Genomic DNA, 15,376 nt, shown 5'->3' with positions numbered 1-15,376 from the left:
AGGGGAGGGACCATGACGGATCGCACGGCACCGCTCGGCATGGGCTTCACCTGGCAGCAATTGCGGCCGGGGCAGCGCTTCCGCACCTTCGGCCGCACCGTCACCGAGCACGACCTGATGGGCTTCGTGGCGCTCACCGGCATGCAGGAGCCGCTCTTCGTCGATGCGACCCATGCCGGCGCGTTGGGAGCCCGCCCGGTGCCGGGCGCGCTGACCCATGCGCTGATCGAGGGGATGGTGCTGGCCGGCATGGCCCATGGCACCGGCCTCGCCCTGCTCGAGACCCATATCCGCCCGCTGGCGCCGGTGCGCGTCGGCGACACGATCCATGCCGAGATCGAGGTCACCGAGATCCGCCCCACCAGCCAGGGCGGCCGCGCCGTGGTCCGCAGCGCCATCCGCGTACTGAACCAGCGGGAGGAGCGGGTGATGGACTACGATGCGACGCGACTGATCCGGGGAGACGACACCGCATGATCCACCGCCGCCACCTGCTGGCACTCGGCGCCGCCGGCCTCGCCGCTCCGGCCCTGGCGCAAGGAGGGTTCCCGGATCGGCCGGTGCGGCTCGTCGTCGCCTTCCCGCCCGGCGGCCCGACCGATGTTGTCGCCCGCATCCTCGCCGAGCGTATGGCGCGCGAGCTGGGCCAGGCGATCGTCGTCGAGAACCGCGGCGGCGCCAACGGCAACATCGCCGCCGAGGTCGTGGCGAAGGCGGAGCCGGATGGCTACACGCTGCTCTACAACACCTCCTCCATCGTCATCAGCCGGGCGCTCTACCGGCGCCTCAGCTACGACCTGCTGAAGGATTTCGCGCCGGTCTCGCTCACCGCCGCCTCGCCGCTGGCGCTGGTGGTGAATCCGGCCGCGCCGCCGCGCACGCCGGCGGAGTTCGTCGCCTGGCTGCGCGCCAATCCCGGCAAGCTCAGCTATTCCTCCGGTGGCGTCGGCAACATCTCGCACCTCGTCACCTTCCTGGTGCTGAACCATATCGGCGGCGAGGCCGTCCATGTCCCCTATCGCGGCACCGCCGCGGCGCTGACCGACACGGCGGCGGGGAACGTGCAGTTCACCTCCGACACGGTGGTGACGGCGCTGCCGATGATTCAGGAGGGGAGGGTACGCGCCATCGCCGTCTCCTCCGCCGAGCGCTCGCCCCTGCTGCCCGAGGTGCCGACGATGACCGAAGCGGGGCTGACGCCGCCCGGCTTCGACCTCGGCGCCTGGCAGGGCATCCTCGCTCCGGCGCGGACGCCGCCGACGGCCATCGCCCGGCTGAATGCGGCGGTGGCGGCGGCGCTGACCGATGCGGATGTGCGCGCCCGCCTCGCCGCCCAGGGCGCGCGGCCGACCGGCGGCAGCGCGGCCGACTATGCCGCCTACATCCGGTCCGAGATCGGCTTCTGGACCAAGGTGGTGGCCGACAGCGGGGCCACGGCGGAATGAGCGGCGGCATCGCCATCCGGCCGGTGGAGGAGGCCGACCTGCCGGCGCTCCCCGGCCTGCTGGCCCAGCTCGGCTACCCGATGGCGGCGGAGGAGGCGGCCCGGCGCCTCGCCACCGTCCTCGCCGCGCCCGGCCATGCGGTGCTGGTCGCGGTGCGGGAGAAGGCGGTGCTCGGCCTGATGCACCTGTTCCTCCGCCCGGCACTCGAGAAGCCGCCGGAGGTGGTGGTGCAGGCGCTGGTGGTGGAGGCGGGGCTGCGCGGCTCCGGCCTCGGCGGACGGCTGCTGCGCGCCGCCGAGGACTGGGCGCGGGCGCAGGGCCAGCCCTCCGTCTCGCTGCATTCCGGCGCGCAGCGTGAGGCGGCGCACGCTTTCTACGCGGCGCAGGGCTACGGGCGCATCGGCGGCGCGGTGCTGTTCCGCAAGGCGGTTTAAGCGCTGACGCGCCGCGTCCGCTCGCTCTCCGTCTTCAGTTGCCCGCAGGCCGCCAGGATGTCCCGCCCGCGCGGCCGGCGGATCGGGCTGGAATACCCCGCATCGTTGAGGATGGCGGCGAACTTCGCCGTCTGCTCGTAGGTGCTGGTCTGGTACGGGCTGCCCGGCCAGGGATTGAACGGGATCAGGTTGATCTTCGCCGGGATGCCCTGGAGCAGCCGCACCAGCTCCCGCGCCTCCGCCTCGCTGTCGTTCACCCCGCGCAGCATGACGTATTCGAAGGTGATGCGCCGCGCATTGCTCGCCCCCGGATAGCGCCGGCAGGCATCGAGCAACTCCTGGATCGGATACTTCCGGTTCAGCGGCACGATCTCGTCGCGCAGCTCGTCGGTGACCGCATGCAGCGAGACGGCGAGGTTGACGCCGAGCTCCTGCCCGCAGCGGTCCATCATCGGCACGACGCCCGAGGTGCTGAGGGTGATGCGCCGACGCGACAGGCCGATGCCCTCGCCATCCATGATGATGCGCAGCGCCTTCGCCGTGTTCTCGTAATTGTAAAGCGGCTCGCCCATCCCCATGACGACGATGGTCGAGAGCAGCCGCGGCTGGTCGTCCTTCGGGCTCGGCCACTCGCCGTAGCTGTCCCGTGCCGCCATGAACTGGCCGACGATCTCGGCGGCGCCGAGGTTGCGGACCAGCTTCTGCGTCCCCGTATGGCAGAAGCGGCAGGACAGCGTGCAGCCCACCTGCGTCGAGATGCAGACGGCGCCTCGGTCGGCATGGCGGTCGGGGATGTAGACCGTCTCCACCTCCTGCCCGTCACGCCAGCGGAACAACCATTTGCGCGTCTCGTCGGCGCTGGTCTGCACCGTCGCCGCCTCGGGCCGGCCGACGGTGAAGCGCTCGGCGAGCTTCGCCCGCATCGGCCCGGCGATGCTGGTCATCGCGGCGAAGTCGGTGACGCCCTGGTGGTAGATCCAGTGCCAGAGCTGCTTCGCCCGGAAGGGCTTCTCGCCGAGCGCCGCCAGCTCCGCCACCAGCTCCTCGCGCGAGAGGCCGACCAGCTCCCGCCGCCCGTCCGGCAGGGTGGCCTCGGGCGGGTTGAAGAGCGCGGACTTGGCGAGGATGCGCTCGCGCTCGACGCTGGTGAGATCGCTCATCCACGGCCTCCCGAGGGACATTCCTTGCTGATCGCCTCATAGGCGGCGGTGAAGCCGGCGAGGGGGAAGGTGTCGGAGGTCGTGCCCCGCCCATTCGCCCCCGGGCCGCGCAGCAGCATCTCCCGGCCGTTGCGCATTGCCTGCACCACCATCTTGCCGTCCCGCGCCGCGGCGGTGGAGCCGGCGGTGTAGAAGGGCAGGTCCGTGCCGCTGATCACCGCCGTCGCCTCGGCACTGCGCGGATAGGTGTAGCCGGCCGAAACCGTCACCGTGTCCCGCCGCCCCGGCCGGTGGGTCACCGTGAGCAGCACCCCCTGCCGCGTGGTGCGGGTGAAGGCGTAGCAGACCTTCTGCCCGCCCTCCGTATAGGCCGCGGCGATCCAGGACTGGTAGTCGCCGAGCTTCTGCGGCCTGGCCTGCTGGGCATGGGCCGCCGAGGAGGCCACCGGGGCAAGGACTAGGGCGAGGAGGAGGCGGAGAAGCGCACGCATGCCGCTGGAAGCACCTGTCAGGGCCGGACCGGCACGGCCGCGGGGGAGGCGGCGCCGGGTCGGCGGAGGTCGGATGAAGGTGAGGCCGCGGGGGAAGCGGTCTTGGCCGCTAGATAGGCCCGCCGCCGCGCCGCAGCAACCGGGCTGGTGCCCCGGCGCGCCCCGCCTTATGCAACCCGGCCATGACCGACGCTCCCGACCGGCATCTGGCCGCCCAGTACGAGGCCTTTCCCTACCCCGCCCGCGACCCGCGGGAGGAGGCCCGCCGCCTGATCGTCGGCAGCCCGAGCCATCTCCGCGAGATCGACCACTGGATCTTCGGGAGCCGCCGGCCAGCTTCGGTCCCATTGCGCGCCCTCTTCGCCGGCGGCGGGACGGGCGACGGCACCATCATGCTGGCGCAGCAGATGGCCTGGGCCGGCCGCCCCGGCGAGGTCACCTGGCTCGACCGCAGCGCCGCCGCCCGCCGAATCGCCGATGGCCGCGCCGCCGCCCGCAAGCTCGGCAACATCCGCTTCGAGAACGGCTCCCTGCTCGACCTGCCGGGGAGCGGCCTCGGCCCCTTCGACTACATCGACTGCTGCGGCGTGCTGCACCACCTGCCGGACCCGCTGGCCGGGCTCTGCTCCCTGACGTCCGTGCTGGCGCCGGGCGGCGGCATCGGGCTGATGGTCTATGCCCCGCATGGCCGCACCGGCGTCTACATGCTCCAGGACGCGCTCCGCCTGCTCGCACCCGATAGCGAGGCGCCGCCCGCGCGGATCGACATCGCCCGCCGGCTCTGGCGCCAGGTGCCGGAGACCGCCTGGCTGAAGCGCAACCCCTGGCTGACCGACCACATCTCGGGCGGCGATGCCGGGCTCTACGACCTGCTGCTGAACCCCCGCGACCGCGCCTATACCGTCCCCGACCTTGCCGCGCTGGTCGCCGAGGCCGGCCTCCGCATCGCCTGCTGGGTGGAGCCGGTGCGCTATGACCCGGACGCCTACCTGCCCGACCCACGCCTCCGCGCCCGGACCGCCACGATGACGCCGATCGAGCGTGCGGCCTTGGCCGAGGCCATCACCGGCAATATGGGCATCCACATCCTCTACTGCCGCCGCGCCGACGAGGCCGAGCCGGAGCGCCCCTGGGAGGACCCGGCTTCCGTCCCCACCCTCCGCGAGATGGACGGCGCCGCCCTGGCGAAGGGCCTGCCCCGCGACGGCACGCTGCCTGTCACCTTCGACGGGCTGCGGGTGAACCTGCCGCTGCCGCGCCTTGCCGGCGCCATCCTCCAGCGCGTCGATGGCCGCCGCAGCTTCGGCGCCATCGCCGACGAGCTGGCGGCCAACGGCGTCTCCCGCGAGGCCTTCTGGCGGGACCTCGCCGCCCTCCGCCAGAGCATGGAGGCGATGAACCGCCTGCTGATCGCTGCCCCGGCGTGAGGGCGGCGATCATCATCTTCGGCGCCGCCGTCCGCCCCGATGGCAGCGCCAGCCCGACGCTCCGCCGCCGCGTCGAGGCCGCCGCCCGCTTCGGCGCCCGGCTCGCGGACCCGCTCTACATCCCGACCGGCGCGCAGGGCCGCTTCGGCCCCGCCGAGAGCCATGTCATGTCGGAGCTGCTGCAATCCCTCGGCGTGCCCGCCGGCAGCATCGTCGAGGAGCCGACGGGCACCGACACGCTCTCCTCCGCGCTCGCCAGCGCCGCCCTGCTGCGGCGCCTCGGCCATGCCGGCCCGGTCCTGGCCGCGACCAGCCGCTTCCACCTGCCGCGCTGCCTGCTGCTGCTGCGGGTCATGGGCATGCCGGCACGCCCGGTGCCGATCGGCGGCTCCGCCGGGGCCGAGGGCTGGCGGCGCCGCTGGTACTGGCGGCTGCGCGAGGTGCCGGCCATTCCCTACGATGCCGGGCTGGCGCTCTGGCACCGGCTGCGCGGCCGGTAGCTCGACAGCCCCCTCCCGCCTTGCCATCCTCCCTTCCGGAGGAGAACCAAGAATGATCCAGCCCATCGCAACCGCGGCGGCCTGGCGGCCGGCTGCGCTCGAAGCATCCGGCGCCTGGCTCCGCCCGCTTGCGCCCGCCGAGATCGAGGATCTGCGAAGCGCCTTCCGCCGCCTCCAGGCAACGGGCAAGCCGATGCTGGATATCACCCGCGAGGACTTTCCCCTCGGCCCTTTCGGCGCCGTGCTGGCCGAGGCGGCGCGGGAACTGGAGGGGGGCATCGGCTTCCGCACCCTGCGCGGCATCCCGGTCGGCGACTACACGCCGGAGGAGGCGCGGCTGCTGTTCTGGGCGATCGGCACGCATCTCGGCGTCGCCCGGCCGCAGGGCAAGGCGAGCCAGCTGATGTCCGACGTGCGCGATGCCGGCGGCACCTATCGCGGCCATGGCGGCCGCGGCTACAACACCAATGCCGAGCTCGACTTTCACACCGATGGCAGCGACGTCGTCGCCCTGCTGTGCCTGAAGACGGCGCGGAGCGGCGGCCTCAGCCGCCTCGCCAGTTCGGTCGCCATCCATGACGCGCTGCTGGCCGAGCGGCCGGAACTGGTCGAGACGCTCTACGGCCTCCTCCCCCATAGCCGGCAGAAGGAGGAAGCGGCCGACGAGACGCCGACCTACATGGCGCCCGTCTACAGCCTGCAGGACGGCCACTTCGCCGCCCGCTACATCCGCAACCACATCCGCGCGACGCAGCAGATCGAGGGCGAGCCGCGCCTCTCGGAGCGGCAGCACGAGGCGCTCGATGCCATCCAGGAGATGGCGAGCAGCGACGCCTTCTGCTTCTCGATGTGGCTGGAGCCGGGCGACCTGCAGCTCGTCAACAACCACGTCCTGATCCACAGCCGCACCCATTACGAGGATTTCGAGGAGCCGGAGCGGAAGCGCCACCTGCTTCGCCTCTGGCTCGCCGTGCCGGAGGGCCGCCCGCTCTGCGACGCGATGCAGGAGGTCTACAAGAGCACGGCCCCCGGCAGCGTGCGCGGCGGCTTCAAGGGGCAGAACCTGCCGCCTGGCCTCGCCGCCTGGCAGGCCCGCGCCGCCGCCGCGCTCGGCATGCGCGACACCCCCTACTGAGGAGCGGGCCGATGACCCTCACCCGCCGCACCGCCCTCGCCGCCGCGTTGCTGGCCGGCAGCGCCCGGGCACAGCCCGCCTGGCCCAGCCGCCCCGTCACCATCATCGTCCCCTATGCGCCGGGCGGCGGCACCGACATCTTCGCCCGCGCCCTCGCCGAGGGGATGCGCGAGGCGATCGGCCACCCCGTCGTCGTCGAGAACCGCGCCGGCGCCAATGGCGTGGTCGGCGCCGAATACGTCCAGCGCTCGCCGCCCGATGGCCACATGCTGATGGTGGCGACCGGCGCGCATGTCATCAACCGGTATGCCATGCCGGCCATTCCCTTCGACCCCGTCAAGGACTTCGCCCCGGTCTCGATGCTTTCCGGCTATCCGCTGGTGCTCGCCGCGCATGGCGGGCAGCCCTATGGCGACATCGCCGGACTCATCGCCGCGGCGAAGGCCCGGCCCGGCGGCATCGCCTTCGGCTCCACCGAGGCGGCGACCAGCTATGCCGGCAACTCCTTCGCCCGCCAGGTCGGTATCCGGCTGATCGAGGTGCCCTATCGCGGCAGCGGGCCGCAGCTGAACGACCTAGTCGCCGGCCACATCCCGCTCGCCACCACCAGCACCGTCGCCGTGCTCCAGCATGTGGCGAGCGGCGCGGTGAAGGTGCTCGCCGTCACCTCGGCCCGCCGCTCCGCCCTGCTGCCGCAGGTGCCGACGATGCAGGAGGCCGGGCTCGCCGGCTACGAATTCAACGGCTGGTACGGCCTGTACGGCCCGCCCGGCCTGCCGCCAGCGCTGGCGGCGCGCGTCTTCGCCGCGGTGCAGGCCGCGCTGGCGAAGCCTGCCATCGGCCAGCGCCTCGCCGAACTCGGCGCCGACCTGGCGACGCTCGGCCCCACCGACTTCGCGGCCTTCCTCGAGCGCGACAACCGCCGCTGGGCCGAGGCCGCCGCCGCCGGGCTGATCACCGCTGCGAACTGAACCCGGTTAGCGGCGGATGAAACTCCTTTCACTCCGCGACTTCCATCCCGGGGCCCGCGCTACAGCCAGGTCCCCAGGTTAGGAGGTGCGTGACCATGGATGCATTTTCCCGTCGCGGCGCGATCGGCGCCGCGGCCGGCGGCTTGCTCGCCGCCCAGGCAGCCCGCGCCCAGGGCCCAGCCCCCGCGGGCACGCCGAATGCCCCGGCATCCGACCCGCGCCACCGGATCCTCGGCCCGCAGAACGAGGCACGGCAGGGTCAGAACCCGGATCTCCTGACGCCACCCTCGACTGACCACGGCACGCTGCCCAACCTCCGCTTCGCCTATTCCGACGCGCACCGGCGCCTCGAATCCGGCGGTTGGACGCGCGAGATCACCACGCGCGAGCTGCCGATCTCGACATCCATGGCCGGCGTCAACATGCGGCTCAATGCCGGCGGCGCACGGGAGCTGCACTGGCACAAGGAGGCCGAGTGGGCCTTCATGATCGCCGGGAAGGCTCGCATCACCGCGGTCGACGAGCGGGGGCGCTGGTTCATCGACGACGTCTCGGCCGGCGACCTCTGGTACTTCCCGCCTGGCATCCCGCATTCCATCCAGGGGCTGCAGGACGACGGCTGCGAGTTCCTCCTCGTCTTCGACAACGGCGCTTTCTCCGAGGACAGCACCTTCATGCTGACCGACTGGGTGAAGCATGTGCCGCGCTCCGTCCTGGCGAAGAATTTCGGCCTGCCGGAAAGCGCCTTCGAGAATCTGCCGAAGGAGCACCTCTACATCTTCGACGCGCCGATGCCGGCCGCCATGCAGGCCGAGATTCCCCGGAGCGTCGAAAAGGTGCCGGTGGGCTTCAGCCACCGCATGACGGCGCAGGAGCCGGCGGCGAGCGGCCGCGGCGGCAATGTCCGCATCACCGACAGCTCGCACTTCCCCGCCTCGAAGACCATCGCCGCCGCGCTGGTGGAGCTGGAGCCGGGCGGGCTGCGCGAGCTGCACTGGCACCCGAACGGCGACGAGTGGCAGTACTACCTCGAGGGCGAGGGACGCATGGGCGTCGTCGGGCCGGAGGAACATGCCCGCACCTTCGACTACCGCGCCGGCGACGTCGGCTACGTGCCCTACGCGATGGGCCACTACATCGAGAACACCGGCAGCGGGCCGCTCCGCTTCCTCGAGATCTTCAAGAGCGACCACTATGCCGACATCTCGCTGAACCAGTGGGCGGCGGTGACGCCGCAGGCCCTGGTGCAGGCGCATCTCCGCCTGCCGGACGGCGCGCTGGCGCGGCTGCCGAGGGATAAGGAACCGGTGAAGCCGGCCTGACCCGGCGAGGCGCCGCGCCGCGCCCTTCCGCGCAGCGGCTCGTTGCGCGGAAGGGCATTGAAATGCCAGCCGATCCGGCGCCTTCTGCGGCCGTTCAGCGGTGCGCCGCACCGCCCGGCCCAGAGGTAGCCTTGCCATGTCCCGCATCCTTCGCCTTGCCGCCGCGCAGATGGGTCCCAACCAGCGCGCCGACAGCCGCGAGGCCATCCTCGCCCGCATGATCGCGCTGCTGGAGCAGGCGGCGGGGCAGGGGGCGAAGCTGGTGGTCTTCCCCGAACTCGCCTTCACCACCTTCTTCCCGCGCTGGCTGATCGAGGGCGCGGAGCTCGACCAGTATTACGAGGGCGCGATGCCCAACCCGCAGGTGCAGACGCTGTTCGACCGGGCGCGCGCGCTCGGCGTCGGCTTCTATGTCGGCTATGCAGAGCGGACGCCGGACGGGCAGCGCTTCAACGCCGCCATCACCACCGGGCCGGACGGCGCGATCCTCGCCAAGTACCGCAAGGTCCACCTGCCGGGCTCGGTCGAGCCCCGCGCGGGCGACCGTTTCCAGCAGCTGGAGAAGCGCTACTTCGAATACGGCGACCTCGGCTTCCCCGCCTTCCGCGGCCCGGCCGCATGGGGCTCGCCGGTCATGGGCATGCTGATCTGCAACGACCGCCGCTGGCCGGAGGCCTGGCGCGTCTACGCCCTGCAGGGGATGGAGCTGATGGTGCTCGGCTACAACTCGGCCGCCTACGACCCGAATGGCGGCACGACCGAGAACGAGGAGCTCCGCACCTTCCACTCGGTCCTGGCCGCGCAGGCCAATGCCTACATGAACGCCACCTGGGCGGTCGCCGTGGCGAAGGCCGGGAACGAGGACGGCTCGGGCCTCATCGGCGGCTCCGTCATCGTCGATCCGAACGGGGTGGTCGTGGCACAGGCGAAGACGCTCGGCGACGAGGTGCTGGTGGCCGATTGCGACCTCGACCTCTGCCGCCAGGGCAAGGAGAAGATGTTCAACTTCGCCGCCCATCGCCGGCCGGAGCATTACCGCCGCATCGTCGAGCAGGTGGGCGCGGAGCCGCCGCGGTAATCGCGGCCCCTACCGGCCGGAACCCGGCGCTGGGTCGAGCCCGGGACGCAGCGGCTGCCGCGGCAGGCTCGGCGGCCGCCGGGCGCGCGCCGCATCGAAGCGGCAGCCCGCCACCTCGGCCTCGCCGACGCCCACCCGCACCACCGCCGACATGCCCGGCCGCAGCAGCCCGGCATTCGGCTCGGTCGCGTTCGGCCTGAGGCGGACGGGGAAGCGCCGCACGATCTTGGTGAAATTGCCCGTCGCGTTGTCGGCCGGGATCAGCGCGAACTCGCTGCCCGAGGCCGGACCGACCGACTCCACATAGCCGCAGAGCCGGAGGCGCGGGTAGCGATCCAGGCGGAAGGCCACGGGCTGGCCGGGCGCCATCCGCTCCATCTGCGTCTCGCGGAAATTCGCCTCGATCCAGAGCCCATCGAGCGGGACGATGGAAAGCATCCGCGTCCCCACCGCGACATACTCGCCGACGCGCGTCCGCCGGTTGGCGACGATGCCGTCGATGGGCGCCCAGACCTCGGTATCCTCGAGGGCGATGCGAGCCGAGGCAAGCGAGGCCCGCGCCGCGGCCAGCGTCGCCCGCGCCACCAGCGCATCCGCATCGACCTGCTGCAGGGTCTGGCGTTGCAGGTCGAGATTGGCCTTGGCCTCCAGCGCCGTGGCGCGCGTCGCCTGGTCGGCCGCGGTCGCATCGTCGAGCCGCGCCTGGGTGCCGGCGCCGGTCGCCCGCAGCTCCCGTGCGCGCGAAAGGTCGATGCCGTTGCGCTGCGCCTGGGCCTGGGCGGAGCCGAGCGCCGCCTCGGCCGAGGTAATCTGCAGCTGCTGGTTCTGCCGCTGTACCTCGGCGCGGGCGAGCTGCGAGATCGCCTGCCGCACCTGCGCCTCGGCCCGGTCCACCGCCGCCTGGTAGTCGCGCGGGTCGAGCCGGACGAGCACCTGGCGCGCCGTCACCGCCTCGTTGTCATCGGCCGTGATCTCGACCGCATAGCCGGAGACGCGCGGCGAGAGGGCAGTGATGTCGCCCCGCACATAGGCATCCTCGGTGGATTGCACGGCACGCGACCCGTCCCAGGCCCGCCAGCCATACCAGCCGAGCGCGGCCAGGGCGATGACGAGGGCCAGCACGACCCCCAAGCGGCGCAGGGCACTCATGGACGATCCCCGAGCCGCGGCAGCAGCGGGATGAGCAGGGCGGCCACGGCGAGCACAGCCGCGATGCCGAGGAAGACATCGCCGAAGGCCAGCGCATAGGCCTGGGCCGAGGCCTCGGCGGCGAGGCGGGCGAGCGCCGCGGAGGCCGCCGCCCCGGCATCGGTGGTGACGCTGCCATAGAGGGTGCCGAGCTCCGCCATCCGCTCGGCCGCCGCCTGGCTCGCCGGCGTCACCTCCTGCACCAGCCGGGCGGAGTGGAAGCCCTCGCGCAGCCGGAGCAGCGCGCCGAGCATCGCCGCCGCCCCCGCCTGGCCGAGGACGCGGCTGAGGTTGAACAGCCCGGCCGCCGTGGAGCCACCCGTCGCCGGCACTTCGGCGGTTGCGAAGCGCAGCACGGCGGTGAGGAAGAGGCCCTGGCCCAGGCCGGCCAGCGCCAGCATCGGGACGAATTCCGGCACGCTCCAGCGCGGATCGATCATCGCCCCCCACAGCGCCGCCCCGCTAAAGGCGGCGAGGCCGAGGGCAAGCGCCCAGCGCCCATCCGCGCCCGGCCGTCGCAGCCACAGCCAAGCCAGCGGGAAGCCGAGCGCCTGCCCGGCCGCCAGCCAGAGCACTGCTTCCCCCGCCTGCTCCGGGCGCAGGCCTTGCAGCCGCAGCAGGGCCTGCGGCGCGGCGAAGGCGCCGAGCATGAGGGCGAAGCGCAGCGAGACCGCCTCCGCCAGCCCGACCGCGAAGCTCGGGATGCGCAGCAGGCGGAGGTCGAGCCAGGGATGTGGCGAGGCCAGCAGGCGCGCGACGGCGAGCGCGGCGAGGGCGCTGCCGAAGGCCGTCAGCGGCAGCATGAAGGGCGTTGCCAGCCAGAAGCGCCGCTCGCCCTGCGACAGCACGACAACCAGCATCGCCGTCCCGCCGGCGAGCAGCAGGTAGCCGGCCCAGTCCAGCGTGGCGAGCAGCCCTGGCTTCGCCTCCTCCCGCGGCAGCAGCCAGAGGGCGAGGAGCGCCAGGGGCCCGGTCCAGGCGAGGTCGAAGAGGAACCCGGCCCGCCCGCCGAGATGCAGCGTCGCCAGCCCCGCCACCGAGGCGGCGAAGGCCGAGGGCAGGGAGGAGGCGAGGGCGAAGAGCATCAACGGCAACGGCCGCTGCGGCGCCGGGAAGTTGCGCATGGCCCAGACCATCATGGTCACCGGCAGCAGGCCGATGGCGAAGCCGCCGAGCAGCCGGCCCAGCAATGCCGCCTCGGGCGGCAGGTCGAGCCAGCCGGGCAGCGCCGCAAGGCCACCGCCCAGCGCCCCGGCGAGCACCATCCGCCGCGCGCCGAACGCGGCGAAGAGCGGGGCGGCGACCAGCACCGCGGCACCCTCGGTGGCCGCGCCCGCCGTCGTCACCCAGGAAGCCTCGTCGGCCGAGAGCCCGAGCGCGCCGCCGAGATCGGCGGCCGCCAGCCCATGCACCTGCCCCGACAGCCCGCCAAGCAACGCGGCGATCCCGGTGCAGGCAAGGCCGCGCCAGGCGGCGGCCATCGGGCTCATGGGGCGGGCAGCGCCGCCCGGCCGAGGCCTGGGCGGCGGGTCACGGGCAGCAAGGCAGGGGCAGGTCCTTCGCCGCCCCTCAGACGCGCATGGGCATCAGCACGTAGAGCGCTTCCGGCTTCGCCGCATCCGTCACCACCGTCGGCGCGCTGCCGTCGGCGAAGCGGAACTCCACCATGTCGGCGATCTGGTCGGTGATGTCGTTGAGGTAGCGCGCCTGGAAGCCGATCTCGAGCGGCGAGCTGTCATACTTCACCACCTCGTCGTCCAGCTCCTCCTGCGCCTGACCCTGCTCGGCGGAGGTGGCCGAGAGCAGCAGGCGGTTGCGGTCGAGCGAAAGCTTCACCGGCCGCGAGCGCTCCGAGCTGATGGCGGCGACGCGCCCCACGGCCTCGGCGAATTCCCGCTTCTGCACGCGCAGGATCTTATCGTTCCCGCGCGGGATCACGCGGTCGTATTCCGGGAAGGTGCCGTCGATCAGCTTGCTGGTGAGCTGCACCGCGCCGATGTCGAAGCGGATTTTGGTGTCCGACAGGCGGATGGTGATCTCCTCCTGCGTTTCCTCGGCGAGCTTGCGCAGCTCGTTGACGGTCTTGCGCGGGATGATGACGCCCGGGATGCCGGCGGCGCCATCCGGCAGCGGCTCCTCGACCCGGGCCAGCCGGTGCCCGTCCGTCGCGACTGCCCGCAGCACGGGGGAGCCCTCGCTCTCCGTGGCATGCAGGTAGATGCCGTTGAGGTAGTAGCGCGTCTCCTCCGTGCTGATGGCGAAGCGGGTGCGATCGACCAGCTCCCGCAGCTGCCCGGCGGAGAGGGCGAACTGGTGCGGCAGCTTGCCCTCCGTCATGGAGGGGAAGTCCTCCACCGGCAGCACGGAGAGGTCCGTATTGAACCGCCCGGCCCGGAGCTTCAGGGCCGCATCGCCCCCGGCATGGTCGAGCTCCACCTTGGCACCCTCGGGCAGCTTGCGGACGATCTCGTAGAGGGTCGCCGCCGGCGCCGTGGTGCGCCCGGGCCGGGCCACCTGCACCCCCGGCACTTCCTCGACCACGGCGATCTCCATATCGGTCGCCGTCAGCTTCAGCAGGCCGTCCTGGGCGGAGAGCAGGACATTGGCGAGGATGGGGATGGTGTTGCGGCGCTCGACCACGCTCTGCACATGGGCGAGCGCCTTGATGAGGATCGCCCGTTCAACCGTGAACTTCATCTGACCCAGGCTCCCCCGACACCCGCAACGATTCCAGGCCTCATACTAACAGCCTTGATTCGCAAGGGTAAGCGGCGGATTTCTCAGGTTTCCAGCATCTTCCTCAGCAGCGCCACGTCCTCGGCGAAGCCGGCATCGGCCTCCATCAGCTCGGCGATGCGGGAGACGGCATGCATCACCGTGGTGTGGTCCCGGTTGCCGAAGCGCCGGCCGATCTCGGGCAGGCTCCGCTGGGTCAGCTGCTTCGCCAGGTACATCGCCACCTGCCGCGGCCGGGCGACGTTCCGGGCCCGGCGCGCGCTGCTCATGTCGGTCAGGCGGATGTTGTAGTGCTCGGCGACCTTCTTCTGGATCTCCTCGATCGAGACCCGCTTCTCATGGGCGCGGAGCACGTCGTGCAGCACCTCATGGGCGCTGTCGATGGTGATCGGCCGGCCGAAGAGGTTGGCATGCGCCACCAGCCGGTTCAGCGCCCCCTCCAGCTCGCGGACATTGGTGGTGATCTTGTTCGCCAGCAATTCCAGCACCTTGGGCGGCACCACCACCTGCGCCGAGGCGGCCTTGGCCTGCAGGATGGAAAGGCGCAGCTCATAGGTCGTCGCATGGATGTCGGCGACCATCCCGCAGCCGAGCCGCGTCCGCAGCCGGTCCTCGATCCCCGCCAGGTCGGAAGGCGACTTGTCGGAGGAAACGATGATCTGCTTGCCCTGATCGACCAGCGCATTGAAGGTGTGGAAGAATTCCTCCTGCGTATTGTCCTTGCCGATCAGGAACTGCAGGTCGTCGATCATCAGCACGTCGACGGCGCGGAGCGTCTCCTTGAACTCCATGGTATTCTGGGAGCGCAGCGCCGCGATGAAGCGATACATGAATTTTTCTGCGGACATGTAGGCCACGGTCCGCTGCGGATCATGGGCGCGGATCGCCCAGGCCGTCGCATGCATCAGGTGCGTCTTGCCCAGGCCCACGCCGCCATAAAGGAAGAGCGGGTTGAAGCCCGGGCTCGCCGGCTTCTCCGAAACGCGCCGCGCGCAGGCATGGGCGAACTCGTTCGGCTTGCCGACCACGAAGGTGTCGAAGGTGAAGCGCGCCTCGAGCGGCACCACCCAGTCGGAGCGCGGCTCGGGCGCCATGCGCGGCTCCGCCGCCCGCGGCGCCAGCGGCTCGGCGAGGCCCCGCCCATCGACGCCTGCGCGCTCCTCCGCACCGGCCAGCACCGCCTCGGGCGGCGGGCTAGCGGAGACGCGGATGTCGACACGCCGCACCTCCGGGTATTCCGCCTGCCAGAGCGCACGCAGGCGGTCGCCATAATGGCTGTTCACCCAGTCGCGCAGGAAGCGGGTGGGGAGGAGGATGACGGCATCCTCGCCCTCCACGCCAGCGAGCGTCATCTGACGCAGCCAGGTGCGGTATTCGACCTCGCCGACTTCTTCGCGCAGGCGGCCGCGGATGCGGGCCCAGCCGGCAGCCAACTCTCCGGAAGATTGGGGTGGCAAGCGGGCCGGCCTCCTGTTCGATCCATACGAAA

Annotated in this window: 15 protein-coding genes; 9 read left to right on the top strand and 6 right to left on the bottom strand. The window is 71.9% G+C overall.

Going from position 1 to position 15,376, the window contains the following annotated elements:
• The first annotated feature begins 12 nt into the window (after positions 1 to 12).
• From LH62_RS03265 to LH62_RS28005, 3 genes are read left to right on the top strand one after another with little or no spacing between them, the layout of a single operon-like run.
• A complete protein-coding gene (locus LH62_RS03265; protein ID WP_043359235.1) occupies positions 13 to 477 on the top strand; it encodes a MaoC family dehydratase in 465 nt (154 codons plus the stop codon).
• Positions 474 to 1,445 carry a tripartite tricarboxylate transporter substrate binding protein gene (locus LH62_RS03260; RefSeq protein WP_043359233.1) on the top strand — a complete coding sequence of 324 codons (972 nt, stop codon included), beginning with the start codon at positions 474 to 476 and terminating at the stop codon, positions 1,443 to 1,445. Before LH62_RS03265 ends, LH62_RS03260 begins: the two co-directional genes overlap by 4 nt.
• Positions 1,442 to 1,879 (top strand): GNAT family N-acetyltransferase, encoded by a 438-nt coding sequence (locus LH62_RS28005; RefSeq protein ID WP_052213654.1) that lies wholly within the window; start codon positions 1,442 to 1,444, stop codon positions 1,877 to 1,879. The genes LH62_RS03260 and LH62_RS28005 overlap by 4 nt, the downstream gene beginning before the upstream one ends.
• Here LH62_RS28005 and rlmN read toward each other — a convergent pair.
• On the bottom strand, positions 1,876 to 3,039 hold the full coding sequence (gene rlmN, locus LH62_RS03250) for a 23S rRNA (adenine(2503)-C(2))-methyltransferase RlmN (protein WP_043359231.1): 1,164 nt from the start codon (positions 3,037 to 3,039) through the stop codon (positions 1,876 to 1,878). The two genes, LH62_RS28005 and rlmN, sit on opposite strands and share 4 nt — an antisense overlap.
• Positions 3,036 to 3,530: an invasion associated locus B family protein gene (locus tag LH62_RS03245; RefSeq protein WP_043359229.1), complete on the bottom strand. Its 495-nt coding sequence runs from the start codon at positions 3,528 to 3,530 to the stop codon at positions 3,036 to 3,038. The genes rlmN and LH62_RS03245 overlap by 4 nt, the downstream gene beginning before the upstream one ends.
• Positions 3,531 to 3,712: 182 nt before the next feature.
• Between LH62_RS03245 and LH62_RS03240 the strand changes: the two genes are divergently transcribed.
• The 6 genes from LH62_RS03240 to LH62_RS03215 all read left to right on the top strand — a co-directional run bounded on the left by LH62_RS03240 (position 3,713) and on the right by LH62_RS03215 (position 9,963).
• Entirely contained in the window at positions 3,713 to 4,957 is a 1,245-nt protein-coding gene (locus LH62_RS03240; RefSeq protein ID WP_043359227.1) for a methyltransferase, read from the top strand.
• A complete protein-coding gene (locus tag LH62_RS03235) occupies positions 4,954 to 5,457 on the top strand; it encodes a YdcF family protein (RefSeq protein WP_043359225.1) in 504 nt (167 codons plus the stop codon). Before LH62_RS03240 ends, LH62_RS03235 begins: the two co-directional genes overlap by 4 nt.
• Before the next feature lie 52 nt (positions 5,458 to 5,509).
• A complete protein-coding gene (locus LH62_RS03230; protein ID WP_052213653.1) occupies positions 5,510 to 6,592 on the top strand; it encodes a TauD/TfdA family dioxygenase in 1,083 nt (360 codons plus the stop codon).
• Positions 6,593 to 6,603: 11 nt separating this feature from the next.
• Positions 6,604 to 7,563, top strand: a complete 960-nt coding sequence (locus LH62_RS03225; protein ID WP_043359223.1) for a tripartite tricarboxylate transporter substrate binding protein — start codon at positions 6,604 to 6,606, stop codon at positions 7,561 to 7,563.
• 95 nt (positions 7,564 to 7,658) lie between these two features.
• Positions 7,659 to 8,885, top strand: coding sequence for a cupin domain-containing protein (locus LH62_RS03220; RefSeq protein ID WP_043359221.1), 1,227 nt, complete (start codon positions 7,659 to 7,661; stop codon positions 8,883 to 8,885).
• Positions 8,886 to 9,021: 136 nt separating this feature from the next.
• Positions 9,022 to 9,963 carry an N-carbamoyl-D-amino-acid hydrolase gene (locus LH62_RS03215; protein WP_043359219.1) on the top strand — a complete coding sequence of 314 codons (942 nt, stop codon included), beginning with the start codon at positions 9,022 to 9,024 and terminating at the stop codon, positions 9,961 to 9,963.
• 9 nt (positions 9,964 to 9,972) lie between these two features.
• On the opposite strand, the gene LH62_RS03210 is transcribed toward LH62_RS03215, so the two are convergent.
• The 4 genes from LH62_RS03210 to dnaA form a co-directional block, all read right to left on the bottom strand.
• Positions 9,973 to 11,112 (bottom strand): HlyD family secretion protein, encoded by a 1,140-nt coding sequence (locus LH62_RS03210; RefSeq protein WP_052213652.1) that lies wholly within the window; start codon positions 11,110 to 11,112, stop codon positions 9,973 to 9,975.
• Complete coding sequence (locus tag LH62_RS03205; protein WP_082012321.1) at positions 11,109 to 12,641, bottom strand: MFS transporter; 1,533 nt, start codon at positions 12,639 to 12,641, stop codon at positions 11,109 to 11,111. The genes LH62_RS03210 and LH62_RS03205 overlap by 4 nt, the downstream gene beginning before the upstream one ends.
• Positions 12,642 to 12,720: 79 nt before the next feature.
• Positions 12,721 to 13,848: a DNA polymerase III subunit beta gene (gene dnaN / locus LH62_RS03200; RefSeq protein WP_043359215.1), complete on the bottom strand. Its 1,128-nt coding sequence runs from the start codon at positions 13,846 to 13,848 to the stop codon at positions 12,721 to 12,723.
• A gap of 83 nt (positions 13,849 to 13,931) precedes the next feature.
• On the bottom strand, positions 13,932 to 15,344 hold the full coding sequence (gene dnaA / locus LH62_RS03195) for a chromosomal replication initiator protein DnaA (protein ID WP_043359213.1): 1,413 nt from the start codon (positions 15,342 to 15,344) through the stop codon (positions 13,932 to 13,934).
• Positions 15,345 to 15,376 lie beyond the last annotated feature (32 nt).

It is taken from the genome of Belnapia sp. F-4-1 (assembly GCF_000802185.1).
Taxonomy (GTDB): domain Bacteria; phylum Pseudomonadota; class Alphaproteobacteria; order Acetobacterales; family Acetobacteraceae; genus Belnapia.
Note: the sequence above shows the minus strand (reverse complement) of the source record. Positions and strands in the feature narration are given on the sequence as shown.

Bases quoted from the DNA above. Each gene is read 5' to 3' on its own strand.
- LH62_RS03225 (WP_043359223.1), top strand. From the start codon at position 6,604: ATGACCCTCACCCGCCGCACCGCCCTCGCCGCCGCGTTGCTGGCCGGC.
- LH62_RS28005 (WP_052213654.1), top strand. From the start codon at position 1,442: ATGAGCGGCGGCATCGCCATCCGGCCGGTGGAGGAGGCCGACCTGCCG.
- LH62_RS03240 (WP_043359227.1), top strand. From the start codon at position 3,713: ATGACCGACGCTCCCGACCGGCATCTGGCCGCCCAGTACGAGGCCTTT.
- LH62_RS03220 (WP_043359221.1), top strand. From the start codon at position 7,659: ATGGATGCATTTTCCCGTCGCGGCGCGATCGGCGCCGCGGCCGGCGGC.
- LH62_RS03260 (WP_043359233.1), top strand. From the start codon at position 474: ATGATCCACCGCCGCCACCTGCTGGCACTCGGCGCCGCCGGCCTCGCC.
- LH62_RS03245 (WP_043359229.1), bottom strand. From the start codon at position 3,530: ATGCGTGCGCTTCTCCGCCTCCTCCTCGCCCTAGTCCTTGCCCCGGTG.
- LH62_RS03230 (WP_052213653.1), top strand. From the start codon at position 5,510: ATGATCCAGCCCATCGCAACCGCGGCGGCCTGGCGGCCGGCTGCGCTC.
- dnaN (WP_043359215.1), bottom strand. From the start codon at position 13,848: ATGAAGTTCACGGTTGAACGGGCGATCCTCATCAAGGCGCTCGCCCAT.
- LH62_RS03215 (WP_043359219.1), top strand. From the start codon at position 9,022: ATGTCCCGCATCCTTCGCCTTGCCGCCGCGCAGATGGGTCCCAACCAG.
- LH62_RS03265 (WP_043359235.1), top strand. From the start codon at position 13: ATGACGGATCGCACGGCACCGCTCGGCATGGGCTTCACCTGGCAGCAA.
- rlmN (WP_043359231.1), bottom strand. From the start codon at position 3,039: ATGAGCGATCTCACCAGCGTCGAGCGCGAGCGCATCCTCGCCAAGTCC.
- LH62_RS03210 (WP_052213652.1), bottom strand. From the start codon at position 11,112: ATGAGTGCCCTGCGCCGCTTGGGGGTCGTGCTGGCCCTCGTCATCGCC.
- LH62_RS03205 (WP_082012321.1), bottom strand. From the start codon at position 12,641: ATGAGCCCGATGGCCGCCGCCTGGCGCGGCCTTGCCTGCACCGGGATC.